Source organism: Pseudoalteromonas sp. S3260, assembly GCF_005886925.1.
Taxonomy (GTDB): domain Bacteria; phylum Pseudomonadota; class Gammaproteobacteria; order Enterobacterales; family Alteromonadaceae; genus Pseudoalteromonas; species Pseudoalteromonas tetraodonis.
Window position 1 is genome coordinate 89126 of record NZ_PNCV01000042.1, and the last position, 26838, is coordinate 115963.

21 protein-coding genes are annotated in these 26838 nt (G+C 41.8%); 9 read left to right on the forward strand and 12 right to left on the reverse strand.

Annotated features, from left to right (window positions below):
- Nucleotides 1-2 precede the first annotated feature (2 nt).
- The 3 genes from rbbA to CWC14_RS08530 all read right to left on the reverse strand — a co-directional run bounded on the left by rbbA (nt 3) and on the right by CWC14_RS08530 (nt 5165).
- Nucleotides 3-2792, reverse strand: a complete 2790-nt coding sequence (gene rbbA / locus CWC14_RS08520; protein WP_138562356.1) for a ribosome-associated ATPase/putative transporter RbbA — start codon at nt 2790-2792, stop codon at nt 3-5.
- Nucleotides 2792-3796 (reverse strand): HlyD family secretion protein, encoded by a 1005-nt coding sequence (locus tag CWC14_RS08525; RefSeq protein WP_076920950.1) that lies wholly within the window; start codon nt 3794-3796, stop codon nt 2792-2794. The genes rbbA and CWC14_RS08525 overlap by 1 nt, the downstream gene beginning before the upstream one ends.
- 355 nt (nt 3797-4151) lie before the next feature.
- Nucleotides 4152-5165 carry an endonuclease/exonuclease/phosphatase family protein gene (locus CWC14_RS08530; protein ID WP_138562358.1) on the reverse strand — a complete coding sequence of 338 codons (1014 nt, stop codon included), beginning with the start codon at nt 5163-5165 and terminating at the stop codon, nt 4152-4154.
- A 234-nt stretch (nt 5166-5399) separates the two neighbouring features.
- Between CWC14_RS08530 and CWC14_RS08535 the strand changes: the two genes are divergently transcribed.
- Together CWC14_RS08535 and CWC14_RS08540 are read left to right on the forward strand one after the other, a co-directional pair.
- Nucleotides 5400-6662 carry a valine--pyruvate transaminase gene (locus CWC14_RS08535; RefSeq protein ID WP_138562360.1) on the forward strand — a complete coding sequence of 421 codons (1263 nt, stop codon included), beginning with the start codon at nt 5400-5402 and terminating at the stop codon, nt 6660-6662.
- Between the two features lie 404 nt (nt 6663-7066).
- On the forward strand, nt 7067-8266 hold the full coding sequence (locus tag CWC14_RS08540) for an Nramp family divalent metal transporter (RefSeq protein ID WP_013464769.1): 1200 nt from the start codon (nt 7067-7069) through the stop codon (nt 8264-8266).
- Between the two features lie 74 nt (nt 8267-8340).
- Here CWC14_RS08540 and CWC14_RS08545 read toward each other — a convergent pair whose 3' ends face one another.
- The gene (locus CWC14_RS08545) at nt 8341-8802 is read right to left on the reverse strand and encodes a hypothetical protein (RefSeq protein WP_138562362.1); all 462 of its coding nucleotides are present in this window, start codon (nt 8800-8802) and stop codon (nt 8341-8343) included.
- On the opposite strand from CWC14_RS08545, the gene CWC14_RS08550 reads away from it, so the two are divergent.
- Entirely contained in the window at nt 8787-9968 is a 1182-nt protein-coding gene (locus CWC14_RS08550; protein WP_138562364.1) for a PQQ-dependent sugar dehydrogenase, read from the forward strand. The two genes, CWC14_RS08545 and CWC14_RS08550, sit on opposite strands and share 16 nt — an antisense overlap.
- Nucleotides 9969-10158: 190 nt before the next feature.
- Here the strand turns inward: CWC14_RS08550 and CWC14_RS08555 are convergent, their stop codons facing one another.
- From CWC14_RS08555 to lrp, 7 genes are all read right to left on the reverse strand, one after another.
- Nucleotides 10159-10524, reverse strand: coding sequence for a hypothetical protein (locus CWC14_RS08555; protein ID WP_138562366.1), 366 nt, complete (start codon nt 10522-10524; stop codon nt 10159-10161).
- A 371-nt stretch (nt 10525-10895) separates the two neighbouring features.
- Complete coding sequence (gene serS / locus CWC14_RS08560) at nt 10896-12200, reverse strand: serine--tRNA ligase (protein ID WP_138562368.1); 1305 nt, start codon at nt 12198-12200, stop codon at nt 10896-10898.
- A 9-nt stretch (nt 12201-12209) separates the two neighbouring features.
- Complete coding sequence (gene crcB / locus CWC14_RS08565; RefSeq protein ID WP_010389726.1) at nt 12210-12590, reverse strand: fluoride efflux transporter CrcB; 381 nt, start codon at nt 12588-12590, stop codon at nt 12210-12212.
- Nucleotides 12583-13926: a replication-associated recombination protein A gene (locus tag CWC14_RS08570; RefSeq protein ID WP_138562370.1), complete on the reverse strand. Its 1344-nt coding sequence runs from the start codon at nt 13924-13926 to the stop codon at nt 12583-12585. The genes crcB and CWC14_RS08570 overlap by 8 nt, the downstream gene beginning before the upstream one ends.
- Nucleotides 13919-14545: an outer membrane lipoprotein periplasmic chaperone LolA gene (gene lolA, locus CWC14_RS08575; RefSeq protein ID WP_138562372.1), complete on the reverse strand. Its 627-nt coding sequence runs from the start codon at nt 14543-14545 to the stop codon at nt 13919-13921. The genes CWC14_RS08570 and lolA overlap by 8 nt, the downstream gene beginning before the upstream one ends.
- The gene (locus CWC14_RS08580; RefSeq protein ID WP_138562374.1) at nt 14545-17034 is read right to left on the reverse strand and encodes a DNA translocase FtsK; all 2490 of its coding nucleotides are present in this window, start codon (nt 17032-17034) and stop codon (nt 14545-14547) included. Before CWC14_RS08580 ends, lolA begins: the two co-directional genes overlap by 1 nt.
- Before the next feature lie 196 nt (nt 17035-17230).
- Nucleotides 17231-17710 (reverse strand): leucine-responsive transcriptional regulator Lrp, encoded by a 480-nt coding sequence (gene lrp / locus CWC14_RS08585; protein WP_036982893.1) that lies wholly within the window; start codon nt 17708-17710, stop codon nt 17231-17233.
- A gap of 139 nt (nt 17711-17849) precedes the next feature.
- Here lrp and ald point away from each other — a divergent pair, with 139 nt between their 5' ends.
- A complete protein-coding gene (gene ald / locus CWC14_RS08590) occupies nt 17850-18971 on the forward strand; it encodes an alanine dehydrogenase (protein WP_008110075.1) in 1122 nt (373 codons plus the stop codon).
- A gap of 118 nt (nt 18972-19089) precedes the next feature.
- Here ald and pssA read toward each other — a convergent pair whose 3' ends face one another.
- The gene (pssA, locus tag CWC14_RS08595; RefSeq protein ID WP_138562376.1) at nt 19090-20415 is read right to left on the reverse strand and encodes a CDP-diacylglycerol--serine O-phosphatidyltransferase; all 1326 of its coding nucleotides are present in this window, start codon (nt 20413-20415) and stop codon (nt 19090-19092) included.
- Nucleotides 20416-20703: 288 nt separating this feature from the next.
- On the opposite strand from pssA, the gene trxB reads away from it, so the two are divergent.
- The 5 genes from trxB to infA all read left to right on the forward strand — a co-directional run bounded on the left by trxB (nt 20704) and on the right by infA (nt 26698).
- The gene (gene trxB / locus CWC14_RS08600; RefSeq protein ID WP_138562378.1) at nt 20704-21654 is read left to right on the forward strand and encodes a thioredoxin-disulfide reductase; all 951 of its coding nucleotides are present in this window, start codon (nt 20704-20706) and stop codon (nt 21652-21654) included.
- Between the two features lie 327 nt (nt 21655-21981).
- Entirely contained in the window at nt 21982-24795 is a 2814-nt protein-coding gene (locus tag CWC14_RS08605) for a bifunctional aconitate hydratase 2/2-methylisocitrate dehydratase (RefSeq protein WP_138562380.1), read from the forward strand.
- Between the two features lie 180 nt (nt 24796-24975).
- The gene (gene aat, locus CWC14_RS08610; RefSeq protein WP_138562382.1) at nt 24976-25692 is read left to right on the forward strand and encodes a leucyl/phenylalanyl-tRNA--protein transferase; all 717 of its coding nucleotides are present in this window, start codon (nt 24976-24978) and stop codon (nt 25690-25692) included.
- Nucleotides 25685-26389 (forward strand): arginyltransferase, encoded by a 705-nt coding sequence (locus tag CWC14_RS08615; RefSeq protein WP_036982898.1) that lies wholly within the window; start codon nt 25685-25687, stop codon nt 26387-26389. Before aat ends, CWC14_RS08615 begins: the two co-directional genes overlap by 8 nt.
- Nucleotides 26390-26479: 90 nt before the next feature.
- Nucleotides 26480-26698, forward strand: a complete 219-nt coding sequence (infA, locus tag CWC14_RS08620) for a translation initiation factor IF-1 (RefSeq protein ID WP_002962494.1) — start codon at nt 26480-26482, stop codon at nt 26696-26698.
- The last annotated feature ends 140 nt before the right edge of the window (nt 26699-26838 follow it).

Below are 26838 nucleotides of genomic sequence, written 5' to 3' on the forward strand. Positions count from 1 at the left end.
GGCTATTTGTCCTGCTTTGGAAGTAAAAATACACTGGCCAGAGTCAGCACGGGTATAAAAGCGAATAAAGGCAGTATCTGGGCTGATAAATCAGAAAAATTAAGCGCTTTATTAAAGACCCCTCGACACGCCTCTAAAAAGTAGGTGGTTGGAAACAGTTTGCCAATAATCGCCCCAAACCCTTCCAAGGAAGAAACGGGGTCAATTAGCCCACAAAAGTTAACGGCAATCATCAACACCACCACCGTAGTGGCTGCCAGTGCTGAAATTTGTGTTTTTGTAAAAGCCGAAATTAACAGCCCCACCCCCGTAGTCGCTGTAACGTATAATAATGCAGCCAAACTAAGCGCCCAAAAGCTGCCTTTTAGCGCCACACCAAACACGGTAATAGCAAGTGCAACTAAGCCAAAAAAGCTGATCATACTCACTAAAATGTAAGGCAGCTGTTTGCCAATAATAAATTCCAGCCGATTAACCGGTGTTACATATAAGTTTATGATTGAACCCAACTCTTTTTCGCGCACTACGCCAAGCGCCATCAATATTGCAGGAATAAATACCAATAGTAGTGGAATAACCGCCGGCACCATGGCCTCAATGCTTTTAAAATCTTGGTTATAACGATAGCGAGATTCAATATTAGCTGGCACTAAGTTTGGTACTTGTGCATAAGTGCGCAAAGATAAGTTGGTTAAATAGCTGTAATACACGCCGCTCATATAACCATTAATCGTTTCTGCCCTAAACGGCATAGAACCATCAATCCACACTACAATTTCAGGTTTACGGCCGCGTTTAAATTGCTGAGCAAAGTTAGGTGGAATTTCAACGGCCACGCTTAACTCACCACTGCGCATTCGTTTATCAAGTTCTTGCGGACTTTTAATATCTGCTTTTTGAATAAAGTAACGCGAACCTGCCATATTTTGAATGTAGTTGCGGCTCTCGGGTGATTGGTCTTGATCTAGTACCGCAAAGCTTAAATCTTCAACATCAAATGTAATGCCGTAACCTAAAATAAACAGCAAAATTATCGAGCCCATTAAAGCAAACGTTAGGCGAATAGGATCGCGCCACAACTCTAGCGTTTCGCGATGCGCATAACCAAATAACCGCAACAAACTAAATGTGGGGTTAGTGTTATTTTTACGAGTAGCGGGCGCTGTAGCCAATGCTTTGGGTTTATCCGTTATCGATGCTTGTATCGCCGAGCTTGCTCCCGCTGCATTTACCGCCTCTTCTAAATATTCAATAAAGGCAGCTTCTAGTGTGTCGGTATTACGCGCTTGGCACAGTGCAGCTGGCGTATCGCTGGCAAGTATTTTACCTGCATGCATTAACGAAATTCTATCGCAACGTGCCGCTTCATCCATAAAGTGAGTCGAAATAAAAATAGTCACGCCTTGTTCGCGCGAAAGCTCAATGAGTAGCTGCCAAAAGTCATCCCTTGCAACGGGGTCTACCCCCGATGTGGGCTCATCAAGTATGAGCATTTCAGGGCTATGTACTACCGCAACAGCAAGCGATAAACGCTGGCGAATACCTAGGGGCAAATCGGTAGGAAAATCGTCACTGTATTTTTTAAGGTTAAACCGAGTAATTAAATCTTTAACGCGCGGCTCTATTTTCTCTGCAGGTAAGTGAAATAAACGTGCATGCAATACCAAGTTTTGCTTCACTGTAAGCTCGTTATAAAGCGAAAATGCTTGCGACATAAAACCAACGCGTTTGCGGCTTTCGATGTTATTGGCATCGACCTTTTCACCAAACAATTTTGCTTCGCCACTGGTTGCCGGTTGTAACCCGGTAAGCATTTTCATTGTGGTAGTTTTTCCACAGCCATTTGAGCCTAAAAAGCCAAAAATTTCACCTTGTTCAATACTCAAGCTCACCTTGTTAACGGCGGTAAAATCGCCAAATGTTTTACATAATCCATTTGCTTCTATAGCGAACTGAGTTGTGTTTAAGTCTTGTTTACGAGGTGGCACAACTAACCGCTGATGATCATGGCGCTTTTCTTCAGGAAGTAATGCTATAAAGGCTTCATCAAGCGATTCTTTATTAGTTTGCGCTTTCAGGTTTTGTGGGCTGCCCGTACCGATTACTTTTCCATCGTCCATGGCAACTAGCCAATCAAAATCATCGGCTTCTTCCATGTAGGCGGTCGCAACCAGTACGCTCATTTGTGTATTTTCAGCGCGAATACTGTTTATTAATTGCCAAAATTGACGACGCGATAGCGGATCAACTCCGGTAGTTGGCTCATCTAAAATTAATAATTGAGGGTCATGGATCAGTGCGCAGCACAAACCGAGTTTTTGTTTCATCCCACCAGAGAGCTTTTCTGCGGGGCGATCGGCAAATGCCTCTAAGCCTGTACTTTTTAAAAGGTTATTAATTCGTTGTTTTCGCTCGGCTTTATTTTGAGAAAATAGACGACCAAAAAAATCTATATTTTCAAACACAGAAAGTGTTGGATACACATTTTTGCCAAGCCCTTGAGGCATGTAAGCAATGCGTGGCGACACCGTATTACGAAAACCACTGCTGCGCATATTGCCGTTTAATACCTCAACCTCCCCCTCTTGAATCGCCCTTGCCCCCGCTATAAGTGCCAGCAAGCTTGATTTTCCTACGCCATCAGGGCCTATAAACCCGACCATTTTCCCGGCAGGTAATGAAATACTAATGTTGTCCAGCACGCGATTATTAGCATAGCGATGGCTCACCTTAGTAAGCGTAACCACACTTTCACTTGGTGGCTTTTGAATGTTTTTATCGTCGTTATCCATTATTCAGGCACTCGTACCTGTAATGACGTAGGCCAATTTTTTTCAGGCGCTAACAACACATAAGCAAGCCCTGGCACCCCTGTTTTTACTTGTTTGATATGATCTTTTAATAACTGCGAATCGAGCTTTACCTTAACTCTAAACATCAGTTTATCGCGCTCGTTTCGGGTTTCTACCGATTTAGGGGTAAATTGCGCCTGTGCAGATACAAACGTCACTTTAGCCGGCAATGTATACTCGGCAACAGCATCAATAACAATGCGCGCTTGTGAGCCTATTGTTACCTTGCCCGCTTGCGCTGTTGGTAAATATATACTCATATAAACATCGGTTAAATCCAATAACGATAAAACCTTGCCACCACCGCCAAGCACTTCGCCAGGCTCAGCTAATCGATACAATATGCGTCCATTGATTGGTGCTGTTAACGTGCTGTCGGCTATGTTGCTTTGTAATCGCTCAATACGTGCCTGCGCTGCTTCTATTTCAGCATCCGACTGCACAACTTTTACGTTTGCCGCGGTTAAAGCAGCTTGGGCAATAGCAGAGGTGGTTCGTTGTTGATCAACCACTTCTTTTGAAATATGGCCTTTTTCTAATAATTTTGCAGAGCGGCGCAATTCAGTTTGTGCAAAATTAAGCTCACTTTTATGCTGCTCTACAATCGCTAATGCGTATTTACGAGACTCATTGGCAACACGAAGCCCCGCCTCAGCTTCACGTAACTGTGCGTTTAAATCATCAGTATCAATAACCGCTAACGTTTGACCCGCTTTGACCATATCGCCTTCTTGCACCATAACGTCAACTAAGCGGCCCGGTAATTTTGTAGCAATATCGTACTCAGTCGCTTCAATTCGCCCATTTCCATAGGCAACGCTGTCAGGGAGTTGATCAGCAACTGATGTAGGCTGCAAGGTTTGCCAAGCATACCAGCCAGCCCCCCCCACAATGACCAATACAGCGAGCTTACTCAAAGATTTGAACGTTGATTTAATTGTCATGTGCTAAAACTCCATGTATGTATAAAGTAATGTAAGTGAGGATAGTCAAGGTAAAAATTTTTAGGATACAGCACGCTATTTGTTATATGAAAGCAACCCTGCTTTGTAAGTACAACAAGTGTAGTTGTTATAAGCGATTTAAACGAACTTAAAAATCTAGCGTCACTAATTTACCACTCTCACCGTTAATAAAGATGATGTGGATCAATATAAATTAGAGTTAATGCACTATTTATTAGTGATTTTTTAAAACAGCAGGATAAAAGAAAGGGATAACATCAAGGCACCTACTGAGCGCCTTAATATTAATTATGTCAGCGGCAGATTAGCTTGTAATTTTTAGTAACAAAACCCGTTACGACCTTAATGCTAAGCTAATCAATACCACGCCATGATCGGTGCTTAAATCATCACGCTCAAATTCAGGGTTAATTAAATGACGATCGTAAGTATGGTACTGGCTCACCTCAAAAAAGCTGTCGTCGTAACTTGAGTCAAACTCGCAAGATAGCAAAATGTAGTCAAGCACTGAGCTGCTCGCGCCAATATAATGGGTAGGCTTTCGCTTTAAATCTACTGTATTTTCATTATTTTGATTAGCCGAATTTAATTGCGACCTTGTAAATAACTGCCATGCGTCGTTAAGGCAATATTTTGCAAGGTAAGTTTTACTGTCAAACGTCGGGGCAAAACGCAGCGTATTAGTTAACAAATGGCTTAATACACCATCGGCTAAGTTGTTATTAAAATCGCCCATTAAAACCATTGGGTTTTGTGCAGATTCGCGGCGTGCAATGATGTCTATCATCAGCAATGTAGCCTCACTGCCGCGCTGAATTGTTGAGCCCCAACTCCCTGCTATATCGGCTTTTAATAGCTCGATAATGTTTTTTTCGGGTGTTAGATCTTGGTTTTGCTCATCGAGCTCTATCATTGAGCGCTTAGACTTAAAATGCACCACATAGCAATCGGTATTGCCGATATGCGGTAAGGTTATTGTAGCTCTAAGCACCTTTCGGCTAAATGTAAAATCCTCAGTTAAGCCAAGGGTTTTAGCAAGCTCATGGTCGTGCTCAACAGTTGCCACTTCAACGATGGGGTATTTAGCAGCAAGCGCTACTACAGGGCGTTTGTAAATAAAGTCGTCGATTACCTGGGGCTCATCTACCACGCCAAAGTACGTATAGCCTTGATCTTTAACTAATTCTTTAAGCGACTTAATACTAAATACTTCCTGAAAACCAATCACATCAGGCTGATGTTCGGTTAAGTAATTTACAAGCCAACGCTGCTTTTTAGCCCACTGCTCTGCGGTGTATATGCGTTCAAATTCATAATAGGCATTAGGCGGCTCAAGGTAATTAAACAAGTTAAAAGTGGCAATTTTAAGAATCGTATCAGTAATAACCGAATCATCTGCTTTGGTGTTTAAAGGTGTTTTAGTGTGTGATTCAAGGTTGCTGATAAGGCTGCCCTACTTAAAATATGAAAAACGATCATAGCGGGTTATCGCTATAGTAATCTAATCGGTGAAAATTTTTCAATATCAAATTCATAGTGTTAATTTACACTAACTTATCATTTTTTAAGGCACACGGTCATTATGGATTACTCAAACTTCGGCACTAAATTTACTCAACCTAATGGTATTACTCAGTTAATGGAAGATTTAGGCGATGCTAAAAACAGTAACAATCCAAATATTGTTATGCTCGGTGGTGGTAATCCGGCCTTAGTGCCTGAGGTTAATAATATTTTTATCAATGAGTTACAAAAGCTTGTTGCTAATAATACACTTTCCAACGTATTTGGACTTTACGATGGCCCAACAGGTAATGATGCATTTCGTGCAGCTCTGGCCAAGCAACTAAAAAGTGAATACTCATGGGATTTAACCGCAAATAATATAGCGCTTGGTAATGGCAGCCAAGCCAATTTTTTTGTGTTATTTAATCTGTTAGCTGGCAGTATGCCGGATGGAAGCCATAAAAAGGTTTTATTTCCGCTGGCTCCTGAATATGTAGGCTATGCAGATCAAGGCTTAACTGACGATATGTTTGTGGCAATAAAGCCCGATATCGAAATTTTAAATACTGAAAGTGGCTCAAACCAATTTAAATATATCATTAATTTTAAAGCTGTTGAGCAAGTATTAGCAAGCGACAGCAGCATTAGCGCACTGTGTGTATCGCGCCCGACTAACCCAACAGGCAATGTCATTACTGATGAAGAAGTACAGCATCTCGATTTATTGGCTAAGCAATATAATATCCCACTGATCATTGATAACGCCTACGGCGACCCATTCCCCGGGTGTATTTATACCGACGCAAACTTAATCTGGAACTCAAACATTATTTTATGCATGTCGCTTTCCAAGCTTGGCCTACCGGGTTTGCGAACCGGTATTGTAGTAGCTAACAATGACATAATTAAAGCCATTGGCCGTGTAAATGGCAGTATGGTTTTATCGCCAAACAGTTTTGGCCCAAGTTTAGTAACGCGCCTAATTAATGAGGATGAACTCCTCCCGCTGTGTAAAAATTCAGTGCTGCCTTTTTATCGACAAAGAGCACAAACAGCAATGAACTTGTTTGATGAAATATTTGCCCACCTCCCCGTTTACTTACACAAAGTAGAAGGCGCATTTTTTATGTGGCTGTGGTTTAAAGAGGCAAAAATAACCAGCGAACAACTTTACCAAAAGCTCAAAGAACAGGATGTTTATATTATTCCCGGGCATAATTTTTTTATTGGTATTGATGATGCTTGGGCACACAAACACCAGTGTATTCGCATTAATTATGCAACCGATGCCAGCACTTTGCGAAAAGGCTTAGAGGCCATTAAAGCCGTGATGGCATAAATGGGTTGATATTTAGGCATTCAAACCCTTTGCTTGAATACAGTGCGTGCAAAGCGCTTATAGTGCCTATAGTTATTGGCATAAACCTGTGAACAATTTAAGGTTATTCAGTCATCCTCTAAGCCGTTAAATAAGCCCTAAACTGAGGTAAGCGGTTATTACTGTTATTTATTAATTGTATTAATTTTGTGCAAACGCGCCACCCCCCCTTTAAATTTATATATAAGTTGGTATGCTACGCGACCTTTTTTAACATATGATTATCATCAAAAAAGGGTTTGCCAAGGGGCGGCTATCGCTGCAAGGCACTTAATATAAGTGGCAGCAATAATACAGGCATCGCGTTATAAAACGTTAGATGTAACTTTAAATAGCAATATACAAAAGTACTATTAAGGTCAATTATGCGATTAGGACCAGGACTACTCGTCACCGCTGCCTTCATTGGACCAGGGACTATTACGACTGCCAGCGTGGCAGGTGCAAACTTTGGTTTTGCACTAATATGGACATTACTGTTTTCAGTTATTGCCACCATATTATTACAATCTATGGCGGCGCGCCTTGGCGTAGCCACCGGGCAAGATTTAGCGCAAGCGCTAAGAGCTCATATTGAAACGCCCCTATTTAAATCTCTCGCTATATTTTTAGTGATCAGCGCCATTGGAGTAGGTAGTGCCGCCTATGAAGCTGGCAACCTTAGCGGTGCCAGCATGGGATTAATTGAAATATTTCCTCATGTTAATGCCCAGCTTTGGACGCCACTCATTGCATTTTTAAGTGCGGTGTTACTTTACAGCGGTAAACACAAAGTCGTTGAAAACGCGCTTATTTTATTAGTGATTTTAATGAGCCTAGTGTTTATCTCTACACTTGTTATGGCTGCTCCCTCGCTGAGTGATGTGTTAGCAGGGTTTATTCCTAGTATGCCTGAGGGTTCAATTACCACCGTATTGGCATTAGTGGGCACCACCATAGTGCCGTATAACTTATTTTTACACTCAGGTGTTTTAGCTGCAAGACACGACAGCAAAAGTGATAAGCAAAAAGTTATTAAGCAAACTAATGTAGATACGGGTGTGTCTATTACCTTAGGTGGCGTGATCACGCTGGCAATTTTATCAACCGCGTCAGTGGCATTTTATGGCACAGATGCAGGGCAAATTAGCGCTGCCAACATGGCGGTACAACTTGAGCCATTACTTGGCGATGCTGCCCATTACTTTTTTGCTATTGGCTTATTTGCAGCAGGTTTAACCAGCGCAATAACAGCTCCCCTTGCCGGTGCATATGCAGTATGTGGCATGTTAGGTTGGTCAAATAAAATGGATAACACCCGCTTTAAAAGTGTCGCCATTGTTATTTTATTATTTGGTGCAGCCGTGGCGTCTCTGGGTTTAGACCCTGTTGCCGTGATAATTTTTGCTCAAGCCGCAAATGGCTTATTACTGCCTATTGTCACCACTTACCTAGTGTGGCTGGTTAACCAAAAAACAGTAATGGGCAAATACACCAACTCAATGTTGGTAAACTTACTTACTTTACCGGTGTTAGTACTTATTTTTGGCTTAAGTGGTTACAAGCTGTTTAGTTTGATTTTTTAATACCACTAGGTAATTTATACACACAAAAGCCGCTATATTAATAGCGGCTTTTTACATTGCAGACCAATACTGACTTAAAAGCCGTGATGCGCTGCCTTGTGCTTATTTTCCTTAATGAGTTTTGCAAAAACATAACCCCCTACTGCACCTGCAAACAATTGCGCATAAAAACCCCAACCTCTTGCGCCTGCAATAATAGTAATATTCATAATAGATTCAATCGCAATTAACGCCGTTGCAAACGCTACCACACCGGCAATAACAAATAGCTGTGTACCTTGCTTGTTCATTTTTTTAGCAATAAACCAAGTAACCAAAAACACGATAGCAAGTGCAACAGCAATAATAGCGCCATAGGTCGGTAGTAAGCCAAGCCAATCTTCAAGGATTAAGTTAACACGGTCATTAAAGCCCACTACAACACCTACATTAACTAATTGATTGACAACGTATTGACTATGAAACAAGCTAGCAAGAGTGAATGTAAGTAACCAAGAAACTAAAAATGACGGGAGTATACGTGTTAAAAACTGCATGGTTATCTCAACTTAAAATGAAACTTTTTCCTTACACTAGCAAAGGCTTGCAGGGTAAACAATCTCTATATTGTATTACGCTACTGTCACTTTTAGCGTTTTCTTGTCACGCCAGTGCAAAGTTACCAACACAGCAATACACAGCTAGTACTTTAGCAACAGGGCTTAATTCACCATGGAGTATGGTTAAACTCCCAAACAATACCTGGTTAATCACCGAGCGTGATGGCCATGTTGTTATCATTAAAAACAACCAACAAACCCGAGTTAAAATAAACTTCGAGGGCTTATACGTTGCAGGGCAAGGTGGTTTACTTGATGTAGTGCTTTCGCCAAATTACAGTGAATCAAAAGAAATTATATTCACTTACGCCCAAGGTGAGCTTGATGCAAACAGGCTAGTAATAGCCAAAGCCACGTTTGATGGTGCGCAATTTTCAACGCCAAAAATTATTTATAAAGTCGCCACCGATAAAGGCACACCGCAGCATTATTCTGGCCGCGCGCTTGTGCTGCCTGATAATACCTTATTATTTTCAAGTGGTGATGGTTTTGACTACCGCGAGCAAGCACAGGTTATTACCAGTCAACTTGGCAAAACATTACGCATAAACTTAAACGGCACAATACCAAGCGATAACCCGTTTCTTAGTCACAAAAACGCTAACGCGCATGCCATTTATTCACTCGGGCACCGTAACTTGCAAGGCTTGGTTTATGATCACGATACACAGCAAATTATCAGCCACGAACACGGCCCCGCAGGCGGTGACGAGCTCAACTATTTAACAGCTGGCACCAATTACGGGTGGCCAGTAATAACCAACGGCGACGATTATTCACAAGCACGTATTTCCCCCTTTAGAGATTACCCTGGAATGGCTAAACCAGCCGTAGATTGGACGCCCTCAATCGCCCCATCAGGCATGGCATATTATGGTTCTAACCATGCAGCCTTCCCTTCACTGCAACGCCACGTGCTTATTACTACATTGGTCGATAAAAAGCTCTACAGTGTTAATTTAGCGAATGGTGAATACACCCAGACTCATATTTTTCCAGAAGCCACAGGCAGGCTCAGAGATGTGTTTGTCACTGCTGAAGATAATGTAGCGATATTAACGGATGGAAAAGAGGCAAAGTTAATGTTGTTTAAAGCAAATTAATTTACAAAGAGGATAAGAGACGCTGCGCTTTTGTGAATTTAAGTTCTGATGTCTGAAGTCAAGATTTGATACTTTGGTTTTATTTTTGCGCCGTGTGTTTTGCAAAAAGTTGGCCTGCTTGCGGAGTCAGGTTTGATGCGTTTGTTAGGCATTTTTCAACAAGTCGTAGAATTGCTCATAGAATTGATATTTAAGGGCAATTCTTAGGCGTAATATCTTCAATGTACCCTAAGTCTTGCATATATAGAATCGCAGCGTTTAATTCTGGATGTATATCAGTGTGGTATTCGAAACTTGGCTCAGATTTATTCACTGAAGTCCGGCTACATTTAATAAAAAAAGTGCGGACACCAGCGAAATCAGGATTCTTTACGTCCTCAATCATCTCTTCAATGATTGTTGGAAATTTTAGTTTGAGAGATTCCCATTGGTTGAACTCCGCTTTTGTGTTTTCCTTTCTGCGTCGTTGATCTGTAAATTTATTACCATAAAAAGTGCCCGCTGCACCGGTAAAACCGCCAACGACAAATCCAACAGCTAGGGAAAAAATGTCCATATACTCTCCTAATGCCTAACAACTCTGTATCCGACATTTGTCGCTTTATAAACCAACAAATGTCAAAATATAATAACTAGTCTAATGTAACCAGCGAATAAGCACATGTAAACAATTAGTTAGCTCTCATCTAAATTTACTGGATGCAGAAAAACACCAAAATGGTGGAGATCAGTAATATTGGACAAAAAGTGTTGTGCAAATAAACAATAAAGGCAGGTTTATTACTTTTACTGACAAATAGCGTAAATTAGACTTTTACTTTCGCCTTGAACCTTTTCCCTTTCACCTTTTCCTGAACCCACAAAAAAAGCCGCTGTTCGTTAAAACAGCGGCTTTCTTTCTAAAGCTTTTAGCTTAAAGCTAGTATTTTACGCTTTACCAATCACTTCAAGTCCACTCATGTATGGGCGTAATACTTCTGGCACGACTACTGAACCGTCAGCTTGTTGGTAGTTTTCTAGTATGGCTACAAGTGTACGCCCTACCGCTAAACCTGAGCCGTTTAGTGTGTGTAAAAGCTCTGGTTTTTTAGCGCCTTCACGACGAAAACGAGCTTGCATACGGCGTGCTTGGAAATCAACCATGTTTGAACAAGACGAAATTTCGCGGTACGTGTCTTGCGCTGGTAACCATACTTCTAAATCGTATGTTTTTGCTGCGCCAAAGCCCATGTCGCCCATGCATAAAATCACTTTACGGTATGGCAATTCTAGCGCTTGTAAAATTTGCTCAGCATGGCCTGTTAGCTCTTCGAGTGCTTGCATTGAATCTTCTGGTTTTACAAGCTGTACAAGCTCTACTTTATCAAATTGGTGCTGACGGATTAAACCGCGTGTATCGCGGCCGTAGCTGCCTGCTTCACTTCTAAAACACGGTGTGTGTGCTGTTAAGCGAATAGGTAAATCGCTTTCTTCGTAAATTTCATCACGGGCACTGTTTGTAAGCGGTACTTCTGCCGTCGGAATTAAGCTAAAGCCAGCTTGTTGCTCGCCATCATCGTTCACTAGGCCTAATGTGTGGAATAAATCGCCGGCAAACTTAGGTAATTGGCTTGTGCCGTAAAGGCTTGCGCTATTAACTAAGTACGGTACATACATTTCTGTGTAGCCGTTTGTGTCTGTGTGGGTGTCTAGCATGTATTGGGTAAGTGCACGGTGCATACGTGCTACTTGGCCGCGCATTACGGTAAAACGTGCGCCACTAATTTTAACGCCCATTTCAAAGTCTAGGCCGTTTAGGTCTTGCCCTACGTCAACGTGATCTTTTACCTCAAAATCGTACTTTTTTGGTGTACCCCACGTTAAAATTTCTACGTTGTCGTCTTCGTCAGCGCCTTCTGGTACCGACTCGTCCGGTAAGTTTGGTATAGCAAGCGCGATTTGTTTAATTGCTTCTAACACTCCGTCTTGCTCAGCTTTAGCTGCGTCTAACTCGCTGCCTAAGTTAGCAACTGCGTCTAGCAATGGCTGTGCATCTTCGCCTTTTGCTTTTGCTTGACCAATGGCTTTAGCACTGGCATTACGTTGACTTTGAAGTTCTTGCGTTTTTACTTGTAATGTTTTGCGTTTTTCTTCAAGTTCAGTCACTACCGCTACATCTAGTTTATAACCACGTGCGGCTAAACGTGCTGCAGTTTGTTCGACATCTTGACGTAAATATTTAGAATCTAACATGTTAGTTTTTTAACCTTTTTGCATTACTAGCTGAAGGCCCAGCCAAGCCATAAAAATACACACCATCACGTTTAAGATGATATTGAGGGCCATTTTAATAAAGTGACCTTGTTGTAATAACAACAACGAATCCATTGAGAATGTTGAAAAGGTGGTTAACGCACCTAAAAAGCCAATTCCGATGAGGGTTTTAGCGGGACTCACGGCAATAACCTGCTTATCGATTAAACCGTACAAAATGCCCATCAACAATGAACCCAGAATATTAACCGTCAACGTGCCAAAAGGGAATCCCCTACCGAGGAGTTTTAGCATGGTTTCGCTAATAAAAAACCGTAAACAGGCTCCTGACGCTCCGCCAAGGGCTATCATCATGTAAAGTTTAATCATGCTCATAACGTTTTACTGGGCTTTGTGCGTCGCGCTCTTTTAAATAATCGAGCTTTTGTTTAATTTTTTGTTCAAGTCCACGATCACTTGGCTGGTAGTATTGTTTGCCATCCATTTCTGGCGGTAGGTATTTTTCGCCAGCAGCAAATGCGCCTTCTTCGTTATGCGCGTAACGATACTCTGCGCCATAGCCTAAGTCTTTCATTAAATTGGTGGGGGCGTTGCGTAAATGCTCTGGTACTGGGTAGCTTGGCTCGTTTTTAGCGTCTTGTTTGGCTTGATTAAACGCCATATAAACCGCATTACTTTTAGGTGCACTAGCCAAGTACAAAGTGGCCTGTGCAATGGCGCGCTCACCTTCGCTTGGGCCAACACGCTGAAAAATATCCCATGCGTTTAAAGCCACTTCCATCGCGCGCGGATCGGCGTTGCCGATGTCCTCTGTAGCAATCGCTAATAAGCGCCTTGCAACGTAAAGCGGGTCGCCGCCACCGGCTAAAATACGGCAGTACCAGTAAAGCGCACCATCTGGCGAACTGCCTCGCACCGATTTATGAAACGCCGAAATTAAATCGTAAAATTCATCGCCGCCTTTATCGTATTTGGCTAAATGGGTGGGCAGTACTTGGCTCAGTACCTGTTCGTCTACGTTGTACTTGCCGTTTTGCTCAGTGGTTAAATCGACTGCTTGCTCGAGTAAATTAAGCACTTTACGTGCATCGCCACCGCTTGCTTGGCACAGCGCTTGTTTGGCGTTATCTGCAATCACGATTTGCTTTTGGCTAAGTTGTTCGTCTTGTTTGAGTGCGCGCTCTATTACTGTGTATAAATCGCTTTCCTGCAAGGATTTTAATACATACACCCTTGCGCGAGATAAAATCGCATTATTAAGCGCAAACGAGGGGTTTTCGGTGGTGGCGCCTACAAATATAAAAGTGCCATCTTCAATATGCGGTAAAAACGCGTCTTGCTGAGATTTATTAAAGCGGTGTACCTCGTCAACAAACATCAAAGTGCGCTGACCACGACTTTGTAAGTTATCGCGCGCTTGGGTTACGCTATCGCGAATATCTTTTACGCCAGCGGTTACTGCCGACATTTGAATTAGTTCAGCGTCTGCATGGTTGGCAATAATTTGCGCCAGCGTAGTTTTACCTACCCCCGGCGGCCCCCATAAAATTAAACTATGGCAGCGCCCTGCTACTATCGCTTGATGAAGCGGTTTATCAGCGCTGAGTAAATGTTGCTGCCCTATGTAATCGTTAAGCGATAAAGGACGCATACGCGCAGCGAGTGGGCGCACATCGGGCCCAAAGTTAAATCCTAAATTACTCACCGTTACTCTGATCGTCTATTTCTACACCCGCTGGCGGGGTAAATTCAAAAGTTGTTTTATCAAGCTCAGTATTAACCTGTGCATTGCTAAATGTAAACGCAGATAGCTGGCCTGAGCTATCTTTAACCACCAGTTTTGCAAGCCCTTTCTCGTTATCAGCAAAAGTAATATCAAGCTGCTCTACTTGGCTTTCTACGCCTTTATTTGGGGTAATGCTAAAGCCTAAATCGGTGGCAAGCACGCTGTATTTTTCCCATTGCGCAGGGTCTTTAGAGGTGAGCAATATAAACGGTGTAGAGTCAATTAAACCGCTGGTTTTCATAATGGTTACTTGCTCAGCAAAGCTATCAAAGTAATAGGTTTTATCACCGTTTGATACAAATAAAGTGTCGTCTGGGTTAGTTTGCTGCCAGCGGATCATTAATGGCTGTTGCAACGCAATATTACCTTGGCCTTGCATTACCAGTTGGCCTTCACCGTCGGTTACGTTTTGTTTAAATTGTGCTTTAAAGCTTTTTAAAGTCGATAACTTATCTTGTAATGCTTGGCTGTCGTCAGCAAAGCTTGGCATCGCCACTAAACTACCAAGCACTAATAATAAACTACTTAATTTTTTCATTAATTTGCTCCATTAGGTACTAATACATCGCGCGCGCCGTTATGTCCTGGTGCACTCACGATACCTGATGTTTCCATTTGTTCTACTAATCGTGCAGCACGGTTATAGCCTACACGTAATTTACGTTGTACTGACGATACCGATACTTTACCGGTTTCTATTACAAAGGCGACCGCTTCGTCGTATAACGGATCTGACTCTTCATCGCCATTTTCGCTTGCTTCCCCTGGTAATAAAATATCTTCAGTGGCATCGCCATTTAAAATTTCATCTATGTAATTTGGTTTAGCACGAGCTTTCCAATCGTTTACCACGGCATGTACTTCATGGTCGTCTACAAACGCGCCATGCACACGCTCTGGCACACTGGTGCCTGGCGGTAAATAAAGCATGTCACCCATGCCTAATAAATTCTCTGCGCCTTGTTGATCCAGTATGGTGCGCGAATCTATTTTACTTGATACCTGAAACGCCATACGTGTAGGTATATTCGCTTTAATTAAACCGGTTATTACATCAACCGACGGACGCTGCGTTGCCAATATTAAGTGAATACCCGCAGCACGCGCTTTTTGCGCAATACGAGCAATTAACTCTTCAACTTTTTTACCTACAATCATCATCATGTCGGCAAATTCGTCAATAACCACCACTATGCTAGGTAATTTATCTAGCTCATCTGGGCCGTCTTTCATGCCATCGGTATCTTTAAATAATGGGTCCATAATTGGGTAGCCCGCTTCTTTGGCTTCCATTACTTTTTGATTGTAACCTTTTAAGTTACGTACCCCTAAAGCCGACATCAGCTTATAGCGGCGTTCCATTTCACCTACACACCAACGCAGTGCGTTAGCCGCTTCTTTCATGTCGGTCACAACTTCACATAATAAATGCGGAATGCCTTCGTAAACAGAAAGTTCAAGCATTTTCGGGTCAATCATGATCATGCGAACATCTTCAGGGCCCGATTTATACAGTAAGCTTAATATCATTACATTAACGCCCACTGACTTACCTGAACCGGTTGTACCGGCCACTAATAAATGTGGCATTTTACCTAAGTCGGCACACACAGGTTGCCCTGCAATGTCTTTACCTAGCACCATGGTTAATGGCGATGGATTTTGCTCAAACTTAGGCGCGTTTATGACTTCTGATAAACGCACAATTTCACGGTATTTATTAGGCAGCTCAATACCTATATAGGTTTTACCCGGAATAACTTCTACCACGCGCACACTAATTGCCGAAAGTGAGCGCGCTAAATCTTTTGACAGCCCAGTAATTTTAGACACCTTAATACCCGGTGCTAAATCAAGCTCAAAACGAGTAACAACAGGGCCTGGATATACTCCAACCACGGTTGCTTGTACGTTAAAATCAAGTAATTTTGTTTCTACAAGGCGTGATACGCTATCAAGCTCTTCTTGCGAAATGGGGTTTTTAGCTTTGTCGGGTCTGTCGAGTAAATCAAGTGATGGCAATGGCCCCGGAGGTGGCTCTTGCTCTAATAATTGCTCAAACTTTTCTTTTGCAGTTGGCGGCGGTTGAAACCCTTGTTTTGGCTTGTTAATTGGCCTTGCTGGTGAAACCACGGTTGTTGCTGGTTTTTCAGGTTCAACCACAGGGCTTTGATCCAGCGCGTTAAGTGCTGCTTCTGTGTCCATCGGTTCATCGTCTATGGCGCTAAAGCTAATTTCTTGATCGAGTATTTGGTCAAGTTCGTCAAACGGCATAAATTCGTCGTCTTGAGGGGCATTAACCTTAGTTGCTGGTTTATCAATTGCTTTTGGTTTGTCTGCTACTTTATTAGCAAGCTCAGGTTCTTGTTGGCGTGTATCGTTTTCAAAATAGGCATCAGGTTGCTCGTCTTGTACTTTACCTGCAGTGCGTTCGCGTTGCATCCAGCCCCGGGCATAGGTCACCAAAAAGCGGTATAATCGAACAATTAAATCACCTAAGTAATCAACAAATTGTACCCACGACACACCCGTTAATAACGTTAGCCCTGCAAAAAAGAAACACAGTAGTAAAATAGAGGTACCGGTAAAATTAAACGCTGGCATCATGGCTGATGCAATCACATCGCCCACTACCCCACCGGATGAAAAATTATAAATATCATCAAAATTAATACTGCTAATAGCAGTTGCTGAGGTAATAAACAGCGCAAAACCAATAATGCGTAATCCAAGTGTGGTGTAATCGAGTTGTAAAATACGGTGTGGCTGCTTAAACACCAAGTAACCTAGCAGCTGAATAGCCGCTGGCACAAAATAGGCAAGCCAGCCAAAGGTAAGTAATAGTATGTCGGCCACCCACGCGCCCGCTGTACCCGTTATATTTTGTACGTTGGTAAATTCACCCGTTTGCGACCAAGCAGGATCGGCAGGATGAAAACTAATTAAAGCACATAAAATAAATACCGCTGCAAAGGTGCTGACGATCAGCCCCGTTTCTAATAGTCTTTGCACACCGTTTAGGCGCATAATTACCTATCCCTCATTATTATTTTTTACACTCACTTGGCAATAGAATACCTTAGCAGGAAATGTATTTTGATGCACTCTATCTTAACCATGATGGCCTGATTATGAACAAGTTTTTATTATTTAATCGGCTTTTTCCAAGCCAAGCAAAATTGACTGCAACAATAAAAGTATTTTAAAGGCTGTTACTCTATCATTAAGCAACAAAAGGACGGATCACCACACCCTCTTCACCCTTTACTTCTTCCATGACTACATAGGTGCGGCTTTCACTCACATTGGGCAGCTTTAATAGTATATCACCGAGCACGCCGCGATATTCTGACATATCGTTAACTCGGGTTTTTAATAAAAAGTCGAAATTACCCGAAACCAAATGACATTCTATAATTTCTTTGTGCTTTCTAACAGCAGCACTAAACTCTTCAAATACGTCGGGCGATGTTTTGGTAATGGTTACTTCTACATACACAGAAAGCCCTTGACCAAGCTTGGCGGGATCAACCACTGCTTTGTAGCCTAAAATATACCCTTCTCGTTCGAGCTTTTTCACTCGCTCTAAACAGGGCGTGGCGCTTAGGCCAACTCGTCGGGCCAGTTCAACATTTGACAGGCGGCCATCAAGTTGTAATTCGACTAAAATTTTGCGATCAATACGGTCTAATAAGTTATGCATGGCTTTTTAGTTTTTTATTCTAATAAAATTAATTTTACAGATACTAACACTACAAAGAGCTTAAAAAAAGGTGAGACACACTACCCTAGCATGAATATAATAGTGAAAAATTTTTATCCCGTTCTAACAAGGCAAAATTATGATTATTGGTGTACCTAAAGAAATTAAAAACCATGAGTACCGTGTAGGTATGGTTCCTGCGAGTGTTCGCGAACTTGTAAATCACGGCCACCAAGTGATTGTTGAAACTAACGCTGGTATGGGCATTGGTTTTACAAATGATGATTATGTTCAAGCAGGCGCTGAAATTTTAGAAACAGCTGCTGATGTTTTTGCAAAAGCAGAAATGATCATCAAGGTAAAAGAGCCACAAGCTGTTGAGCGTGCAATGTTACGTGAAGACCAAATTCTTTTCACTTACCTTCATCTTGCACCGGATCTTCCACAAACTGAAGACCTTGTTAAAAGTAAAGCAATCTGTATTGCTTATGAAACTGTGACTGATTCACGCGGTGGTTTACCACTTCTAGCGCCAATGAGTGAAGTTGCTGGCCGTATGTCTATTCAAGCAGGTGCACAAGCGCTAGAAAAAGCAAACCACGGTCGTGGTATGTTGCTAGGTGGTGTACCAGGTGTTGAGCCAGCTAAAGTAGTTGTTATTGGCGGCGGCATGGTTGGTCGAAGCGCTGCACAAATGGCCGTTGGCCTAGGTGCTGAGGTTGTTGTACTTGACCGTAACATCGACGTATTACGTGCACTAGACGCACAGTTTGGTAATAAAGTTAAAGCTATTTATTCAACAGCTGACGCGCTTGAAAAGCACGTACTTGAAGCTGATTTAGTAATTGGTGGCGTACTTATCCCGGGTGCTGCTGCACCTAAGCTAGTGACTGCTGAACACATTAAAGCAATGAAGCCAGGTGCTGCAATTGTTGATGTTGCCATTGACCAAGGTGGTTGTATTGCTACGTCTAAAGCAACTACGCACGCTGATCCTACTTTCATCGTTGATGAAGTTGTTCACTACTGTGTTGCTAACATGCCAGGTGCTGTTCCACGTACATCTACGTTTGCACTTAACAATGCAACATTGCCGTTCATTATTAACCTTGCAAACAAAGGTTACAAAAAGGCACTACTAGATGACGCTCACTTCTTAAAAGGCTTAAACGTAATTAAAGGCCAAGTAACTTACAAAGAAGTAGCTGAAGCGTTCAATATGGAATATGTTGACCCACGCACTGCAGTAGAAAACGCGTAACTATTATTGTTACCGCTTATACCTAAGCCATAATTTAGGTATAAGCATTAAAAAAGCAGCTAATTAGCTGCTTTTTTTGTATCTAAATTTTAGGGTCTGTGGTTAACAGACCTTAATGTTATATAAATCGTTTAATAATAAAGTCGACTTTTACGCGCTTAGCTTGACCAAGCAGTTTTTTCACTGGCTGTGGGTAATCGTCCATGGTTTCTAGATCATCTGGGCCGGTTAAACGACGACAATGCTTTAAAATTTCTTGGCGTTCATTATCAATATCGCGCATGATAGATTGTTCAGGATCTTCTATCAGAATGCCATTTTCGATATCCAGCCCCCACGCGCGCGGATTTAGGTTATGCCCACTAAGTAAATGCATTTTACGGTCGCAGCAAATCCCTTTTAGATGGAACGAGTTACTCTCGTGTTTCCAAAGGTATACGTTTAGGTTGCCATTATCTATGTGGCGTTTTTGCGATTTTACAAACTTGTGCAAAATAGTTTCGTATAAATACGGCAGTGCACCAATTTTACTAAATGGCTCGCTAGGTGGCAGATAAAAATCGTTTGCGGTTTTATCACCCACCACAATAGTAACTTGTTTACCTTGCTTTAATAACCTGCGTAAAGAGCGCATTAATGGCGCCGGAAAATTAAAATACGGCGTGTATAACACCAGCTCTTGCTCGGTGGTATCAAATAACGCTTTAATTAAGCGATTAAGCTCATTATTACGACGGCCTAATCCTAAAAATAAACGAATACCCATTGCATGAGTATTCAAGTGCTGCGCACTTTTATAGCTTGCCGATTTAAGCTCACGCATAAGTTGCTTTTGTTCAAGTTTAAAGTCAGCCATGCGTTTAAGCGGTCGTTGATCTATTCTTGGTACCGCTTCAGAGCTTAATAAAGTTGATTCAATAAAATCGACTACTGAGTCACATAATTCGCTTTGCAAGACTAAAAAGTAGCGATCGAGTCGGTATCGGTCGCTATATTGCAAATACACATTATTTAAACTGGCACCGCTGTAAAGCAATGTATCGTCTATAACAAAGCCTTTTAAATGCAATACCCCAAACAGTTCTTTTGCCTTTACGGGAACACCATACACTTGAACGTTTGAATTAAACTTCTCTAAGCTGTCGCAATATAAGCTTGCATTGCCCTCAGACTTTTCTGCACCAATTAAACCGCGTTGGGCACGATGAAAGTCAACCAACACTTTTACATCTAATGCGGGGTTTGCTAATGAAGCCTGATGTAACGCTGCTAACACTTCACGCCCTGCTTCATCATCTTGCAGATAAAGTGTCGTAATATAAATACGTGTTTTTGCCTGCGCAATCAGTGCTAGTAAATGCGTGCGATATTCTTGTGCATTGGTTAAGACGTTAACGTCTTTTGAAGTCAACCCGTACGCGGGTTTTTCCTGCCAAAATAACATAATTGCCTATTCACTTAGGTCACCCTTAATCAGGGTCACAAATCAAAATTAGTTAAAACATATCAAAAAAACACAGCTTGGTCATGAATTAACGTCGCATGCTGAGTTAATACTGAATTAATAGCTCAGATATCATACAAATCGTACACTTATCATGATTCTAGTACACAATATTTGACAGCTTTGTGATTTAGAAAAAAAAATAATCGCCGCTTTTATTTACTTCCCTCTTGTTTCTCTTAAAATCGAGCGCATTAATACGCTATTAAACGTTTAGGATATAAAAACATGAGTGAAGTAAAACATTGTAAGTTGCTAATTTTAGGATCTGGACCTGCGGGTTACACTGCAGCAGTTTACGCAGCACGCGCAAATTTAAACCCGGTATTGATCACCGGTATGCAACAAGGCGGTCAACTTACAACAACGACTGAAGTTGAAAACTGGCCGGGCGATGCTCACGGTTTAACAGGTCCAGCATTAATGGATCGTATGAAAGAGCATGCCGAGCGTTTTGAAACTGAAATTGTCTTTGATCACATACACACTGTTGATGTATCTAAGCGCCCTTTCACGCTAACTGGCGACCAAGGTACTTACACGTGTGATGCGCTGATCATTGCAACGGGTGCATCTGCTAAGTACTTGGGCCTAGAGTCTGAAACTAACTTCCAAGGCCGTGGTGTGTCAGCATGTGCAACCTGTGATGGTTTTTTCTATAAAGGTCAAAAAGTTGCGGTTGTTGGCGGTGGTAATACCGCGGTTGAAGAAGCGCTTTATTTATCGAACATTGCTGATGAAGTACATGTAATTCACCGTCGTGATAGCTTCCGCAGTGAAAAAATCTTAGCCGATCGCCTCGCTGAAAAAGCAGCAAACGGTAACGTAGTCATGCATTATAACCGTACGCTTGATGAAGTACTGGGCGACCAAATGGGTGTTACCGGTGTTCGTATCAAGGATGCAAACTCAGAAGCCACTGAAGAAATTGATTTAGCGGGCGTATTTATTGCAATTGGTCATAAACCAAATACTGATATGTTTGTTGGCCAACTTGAAATGAAAGACGGCTACTTAGTGGTTGAGTCAGGCCTAAACGGCAATGCAACACAAACAAGTGTACCAGGTGTTTTTGCTGCAGGTGATGTGTCTGATCATATCTACCGTCAAGCAATCACTTCTGCTGGTACTGGCTGTATGGCAGCACTTGATGCTGAGCGTTTCTTAGATAACCTATAAGTTTACACAACATATAGTAAGGGCTGAATTTTCAGCCCTTTTTTTGTGGCCCAAAATTATAAAGGCTCATCCAACACCGAAAAGTACTCATTGCAGTCGCATCAACATTCACCACACTTATACTCGGAATCAATCATATTTATACAATTAATGGCTTAGGTGCGATAGGATCTAAGTTCGAGCAATGAATATCGTCAAAGTATAGTAAGTAAAACTAGCTATAATTATAGTTAGGCAGAAAAGCTTTATTCATTTAGGCATTACTAGAGACTGTAAAATCAGTTAAAATGCTTAACTTCATATCAAGTAAAATACCGAGAGTTTTCTATGAGTTTGTATACAAAATATATGGAAGAAATCCAAACCCGTAAAACGGAGCTTGGATTAAACCCACAACCAATCGATAGCGCTGAACTAGTATCAGAAATCATTAATCAAATTAAAGATACTAATAACGAGCACCGTAAAGATTCACTGCATTTCTTTATCTTTAATACATTACCAGGAACAACCAGTGCTGCGGGCGTTAAAGCACAGTTTCTAAAAGAAATTATTTTGGGTGAAGAGCAAGTTGCAGAGATCACTCCAGAATTCGCATTTGAACTGCTTTCACACATGAAAGGCGGCCCGTCAATTGAAATGCTAATTGATTTAGTATTTGCTGATGACGCAACAATCGCAGCACAAGCGGCTGAAGTACTTAAGACTCAAGTATTCTTATACGATGCAGATATGGCGCGCATAAAAGCGGCATACGAAGCAGGCAATGCTATTGCTAAAGAGTTACTAGAGAGTTTCGCACAAGCTGAATTCTTCACAAAATTACCTGACATCGAAGAAAAAATCGATGTAGTAACCTATATTGCCGGTGAAGGCGACATCTCAACTGATTTACTATCTCCAGGTAACCAAGCACATTCACGTGCTGACCGTGAATTACACGGTAAATGCATGATCACTGAAGAAGCACAACAAGAAATTGTTGCACTTCAAAAGAAACACCCTAACGCTAAAGTAATGCTTATTGCTGAAAAAGGCACGATGGGCGTTGGTTCATCTCGTATGTCTGGTGTGAATAACGTAGCACTTTGGGCGGGTAAACAAGCAAGCCCATACGTTCCTTTCATCAATATTGCACCTGTTGTTGCAGGTACCAATGGTATTGCGCCAATCTTCCTAACAACCGTTGATGTAACTGGCGGTATTGGTCTTGACCTTAAAAACTGGGTTAAAAAAGTAGACGCAAACGGCAATACAGTGACTGATGACAATGGTGATGCAGTGCTTGAAGAAGCGTACTCTGTTGCTACCGGTACTGTGTTAACAATCAATACTAAAGAGAAAAAGCTTTATAACGGTGATAAAGAACTTGTTGATATTTCGTCAGCATTCACACCGCAAAAAGTTGAATTCATGAGAGCCGGTGGTTCTTACGCTGTTGTATTCGGTAAAAAACTACAAACGTTTGCTGCTGAAACACTCGGCATTGAAACCCCACTTGTGTATGCACCTTCAAAAGAAATTTCACATGAAGGCCAAGGCTTAACAGCGGTTGAAAAAATCTTTAACCGTAATGCAGTAGGTGTACTATCAGATACGCCACTTCACGCAGGCTCAAATGTTCGCGTTAAAGTGAACATCGTTGGTTCGCAAGATACAACCGGTCCAATGACAGCACAAGAATTAGAAGCGATGGCTGCTTCAACGATTTCACCACTTGTTGATGGTGCTTATCAGTCTGGTTGTCACACTGCATCAGTATGGGATAGCAAAGCACAAGCTAACATTCCTAAACTAATGGCGTTTATGAATAAGTTTGGTTTGATCACTGCACGTGACCCGAAAGGCGTTTATCATGCAATGACTGACGTTATTCACAAAGTATTGAACGACATTACCATTGATGATCGCGCTATCATCATCGGTGGTGACTCGCATACACGTATGTCTAAAGGCGTTGCCTTTGGTGCCGATTCAGGCACCGTTGCTGTTGCACTTGCAACCGGTGAATCAGCGATGCCGATTCCTGATTCAGTTAAAGTGACGTTTAAAGGCAAAATGGCTAAGCACATGGATTTCCGCGATGTTGTTCATGCAACGCAAGCGCAAATGCTTAAGCAATTTGGCGGCGAAAACGTGTTCCAAGGTCGTATCATTGAAGTTCATATTGGTACCCTAATGGCTGACCAAGCGTTTACTTTCACTGACTGGACTGCAGAAATGAAAGCGAAAGCGTCAATCTGTATTTCAAATGATGAAACGCTAATTAAGTCAATTGAACTTGCTAAATCACGTATCCAAATCATGATCAACAAAGGTATGGATAACGAAGCGCAAACGCTACAAGGTCTAATCGACTTAGCTGACAAGCGTATTGCAGGTATTCAATCTGGTGAAGAGCCAGCACTTTCTCCAGACGACAACGCTAAATACCACGCAGAAGTTGTGGTTGATTTGGACCAAATCGTTGAGCCAATGATTGCCGATCCAGACGTGAACAACGATGATGTTTCTAAACGTTATACTCACGATGTGATCCGCCCTGTTTCTTTTTACAACGACAAACCTGTTGATTTAGGTTTCGTTGGTTCGTGTATGGTTCACAAAGGCGATATGAAAATTATTGCTCACATGCTACGTAACCTAGAAAAGAAAAACGGTTCTATCTCATTCAAAGCACCATTAGTTGTTGCGCCACCAACATACAACATTGTTGATGAGCTTAAAGCGGAAGGCGACTGGGATATTCTTGCTAAATACGCAGGTTTTGAATTTGACGATGAAAAACCAAAAACAGCGGCACGTACTAAGTATGAAAATATCCTATACCTAGAACGCCCTGGTTGTAACTTATGTATGGGTAACCAAGAAAAAGCTGAACCTGGTGACACTGTTATCGCAACATCAACTCGTCTGTTCCAAGGCCGTGTAGTAGCCGATACATCTGAGAAAAAAGGTGAGTCACTACTAGGTTCTACGCCGGTTGTAGTACTTTCTACTGTACTTGGTCGTTTCCCGACTATCGAAGAGTATAAGTCTGCGGTTGAAGGTATTGACCTTACCTCGTTTACACCTGTTGAAGAAGCAATGACAACTAAGTTTAACGCTGGACAAGCAGTACCTGTAAAAGTGGTTAGCTAATTCGATTAGTTTACTATTTAATTAAGCGCGTTTTTTAACGCGCTTTTTTTATGTCTAAAATTTACCTAACAGGAATGTAAGCCCTGCTCAACCCTTTGGACAACACAATAATTTGTGGTTTGTGATTTTAAAGCAACAGGTTACACTTTACCTTGACCATGCAGTTATTCAATCGGTGTTATGACTAAACAACTCTATCAACTCGCTCAAAGCCACTTTGCTTTTCCTGATCCCAACCATGCATTAGATGATCCCGATGGTTTACTTGCCATTGGTGGATGCTTATCGGTAACGCGATTAAAAAATGCCTACAGCCAAGGTATTTTTCCGTGGTTTAGTGAACACGAGCCAATTATGTGGTGGTCGCCTAGTGAACGCGGTATTGTTGAGCTCAATGACTTTCATGTTAGTAAAAGTCTACGTAAGCATTTAAAAAAACACCCGGTCACCGTAACCATAAACCATGCCTTTGAAGAAGTGATAGAAGCATGTCGCGATCAACGCATTGATACCGATGGCACCTGGATCACTTTGCAAATGCAACAGGCGTACATTAATGCCCATCACAATGGCCTAGCTCATAGTTTAGAGGTTTGGCGCGAGGGAGAGCTTGCAGGTGGCTTATATGGCATCATGCAAACAGGTGTTTTTTGTGGTGAATCAATGTTTCATCATCAAACAAATTGTTCCAAACTGGCTATGTGGGCGCTGGTTAATTGGCTTAAACGCCACAATGCGCATTTTATTGATTGCCAATTAGAAAATCCTTATTTAATGTCGTTAGGTGCCAGCGTGATTCCACGTGAAGAATTTTTAACTAAACTTAATAAAGCACAGTGTTACACCCCAGCTGCCAGTATGTGGCAGCCACAGGAGCTAATCGCGATATATGAATGAACAACTTCCGGCTCGTATTGGCCTAAGCCAACCATTTGAGTGCAGTTATTTACCTGATCGCCAAGAGCAATTGCTGGTGATACTCGATCCAAGTTGTTACAGCAGCAATAAGTTTGAGTCATTATTAGCATTAGGCTTTCGTCGCAGCGGTAACCAAATTTACCGTCCGCACTGCCCTATTTGCAGCGCGTGTAGTTCTGTGCGCGTTTTAGCTGATAAGTTTATACCGACAAAATCGCAAAAACGTAAACTTAACAAAGCAAAAAACCGCTTTGAGGTAAAATATTCTCAAGTTGAACGCGAACAATACTATCCACTTTACAGTAAATACATTAGCTTGCGCCACCAAGACGGTAGTATGTATCCGCCTGATAAATCACAATTTCAAAGCTTTTTGTTTTGTAGTTGGTTAACCATTACTTTTATTGAGCTTTGGGATCAAGAAAACTTAGTAGCTGTTGCTGTAACTGATTGTATGGACAACGCTATTTCGGCCATTTATACATTTTTTGACCCTGACTACGAACACTTTAGTTTAGGCACTGTAATGATATTACAGCAGCTTAAATTTGCTAAACAGCAGCGCAAACAGTTTGTTTATTTAGGCTATCAAATAGATGAATGCGACAAAATGAACTATAAAACGCAGTTTTTACCTGCTCAAAAACAGTGCAATGACCAGTGGCTGGCTATTTAATTTACAAAAATAGCCCCTGCGCCTTTACTTATTGGCGTATTTTGGGCAAAATCTGCAGCGTTTAACTATTAAAGAGGTGTTACGCTAAACATGGCGAAAGAAGACGTAATCGAAATGCAAGGGACAGTCCTTGATACTTTACCAAATACAATGTTCCGAGTTGAGCTAGAAAATGGTCACGTAGTTGTGGCTCATATTTCAGGTAAAATGCGCAAAAACTATATCCGTATTTTAACCGGCGATAAAGTAACGGTAGAAATGACTCCTTACGATTTATCGAAAGGTCGTATCGTATTCCGTGCTCGCTAAGTAAGTGCGTAAACGAGATTTAGTTTTTGGCTAGTGCAAACTAGCTTTAAGCGTTTATTAAATGTAATTAATGCTAGGGTCTGTTGACCTTTGCGGATTAAAATTTGTTCAAACTAAGAGCGGTTTAATCGCGGCGCGAG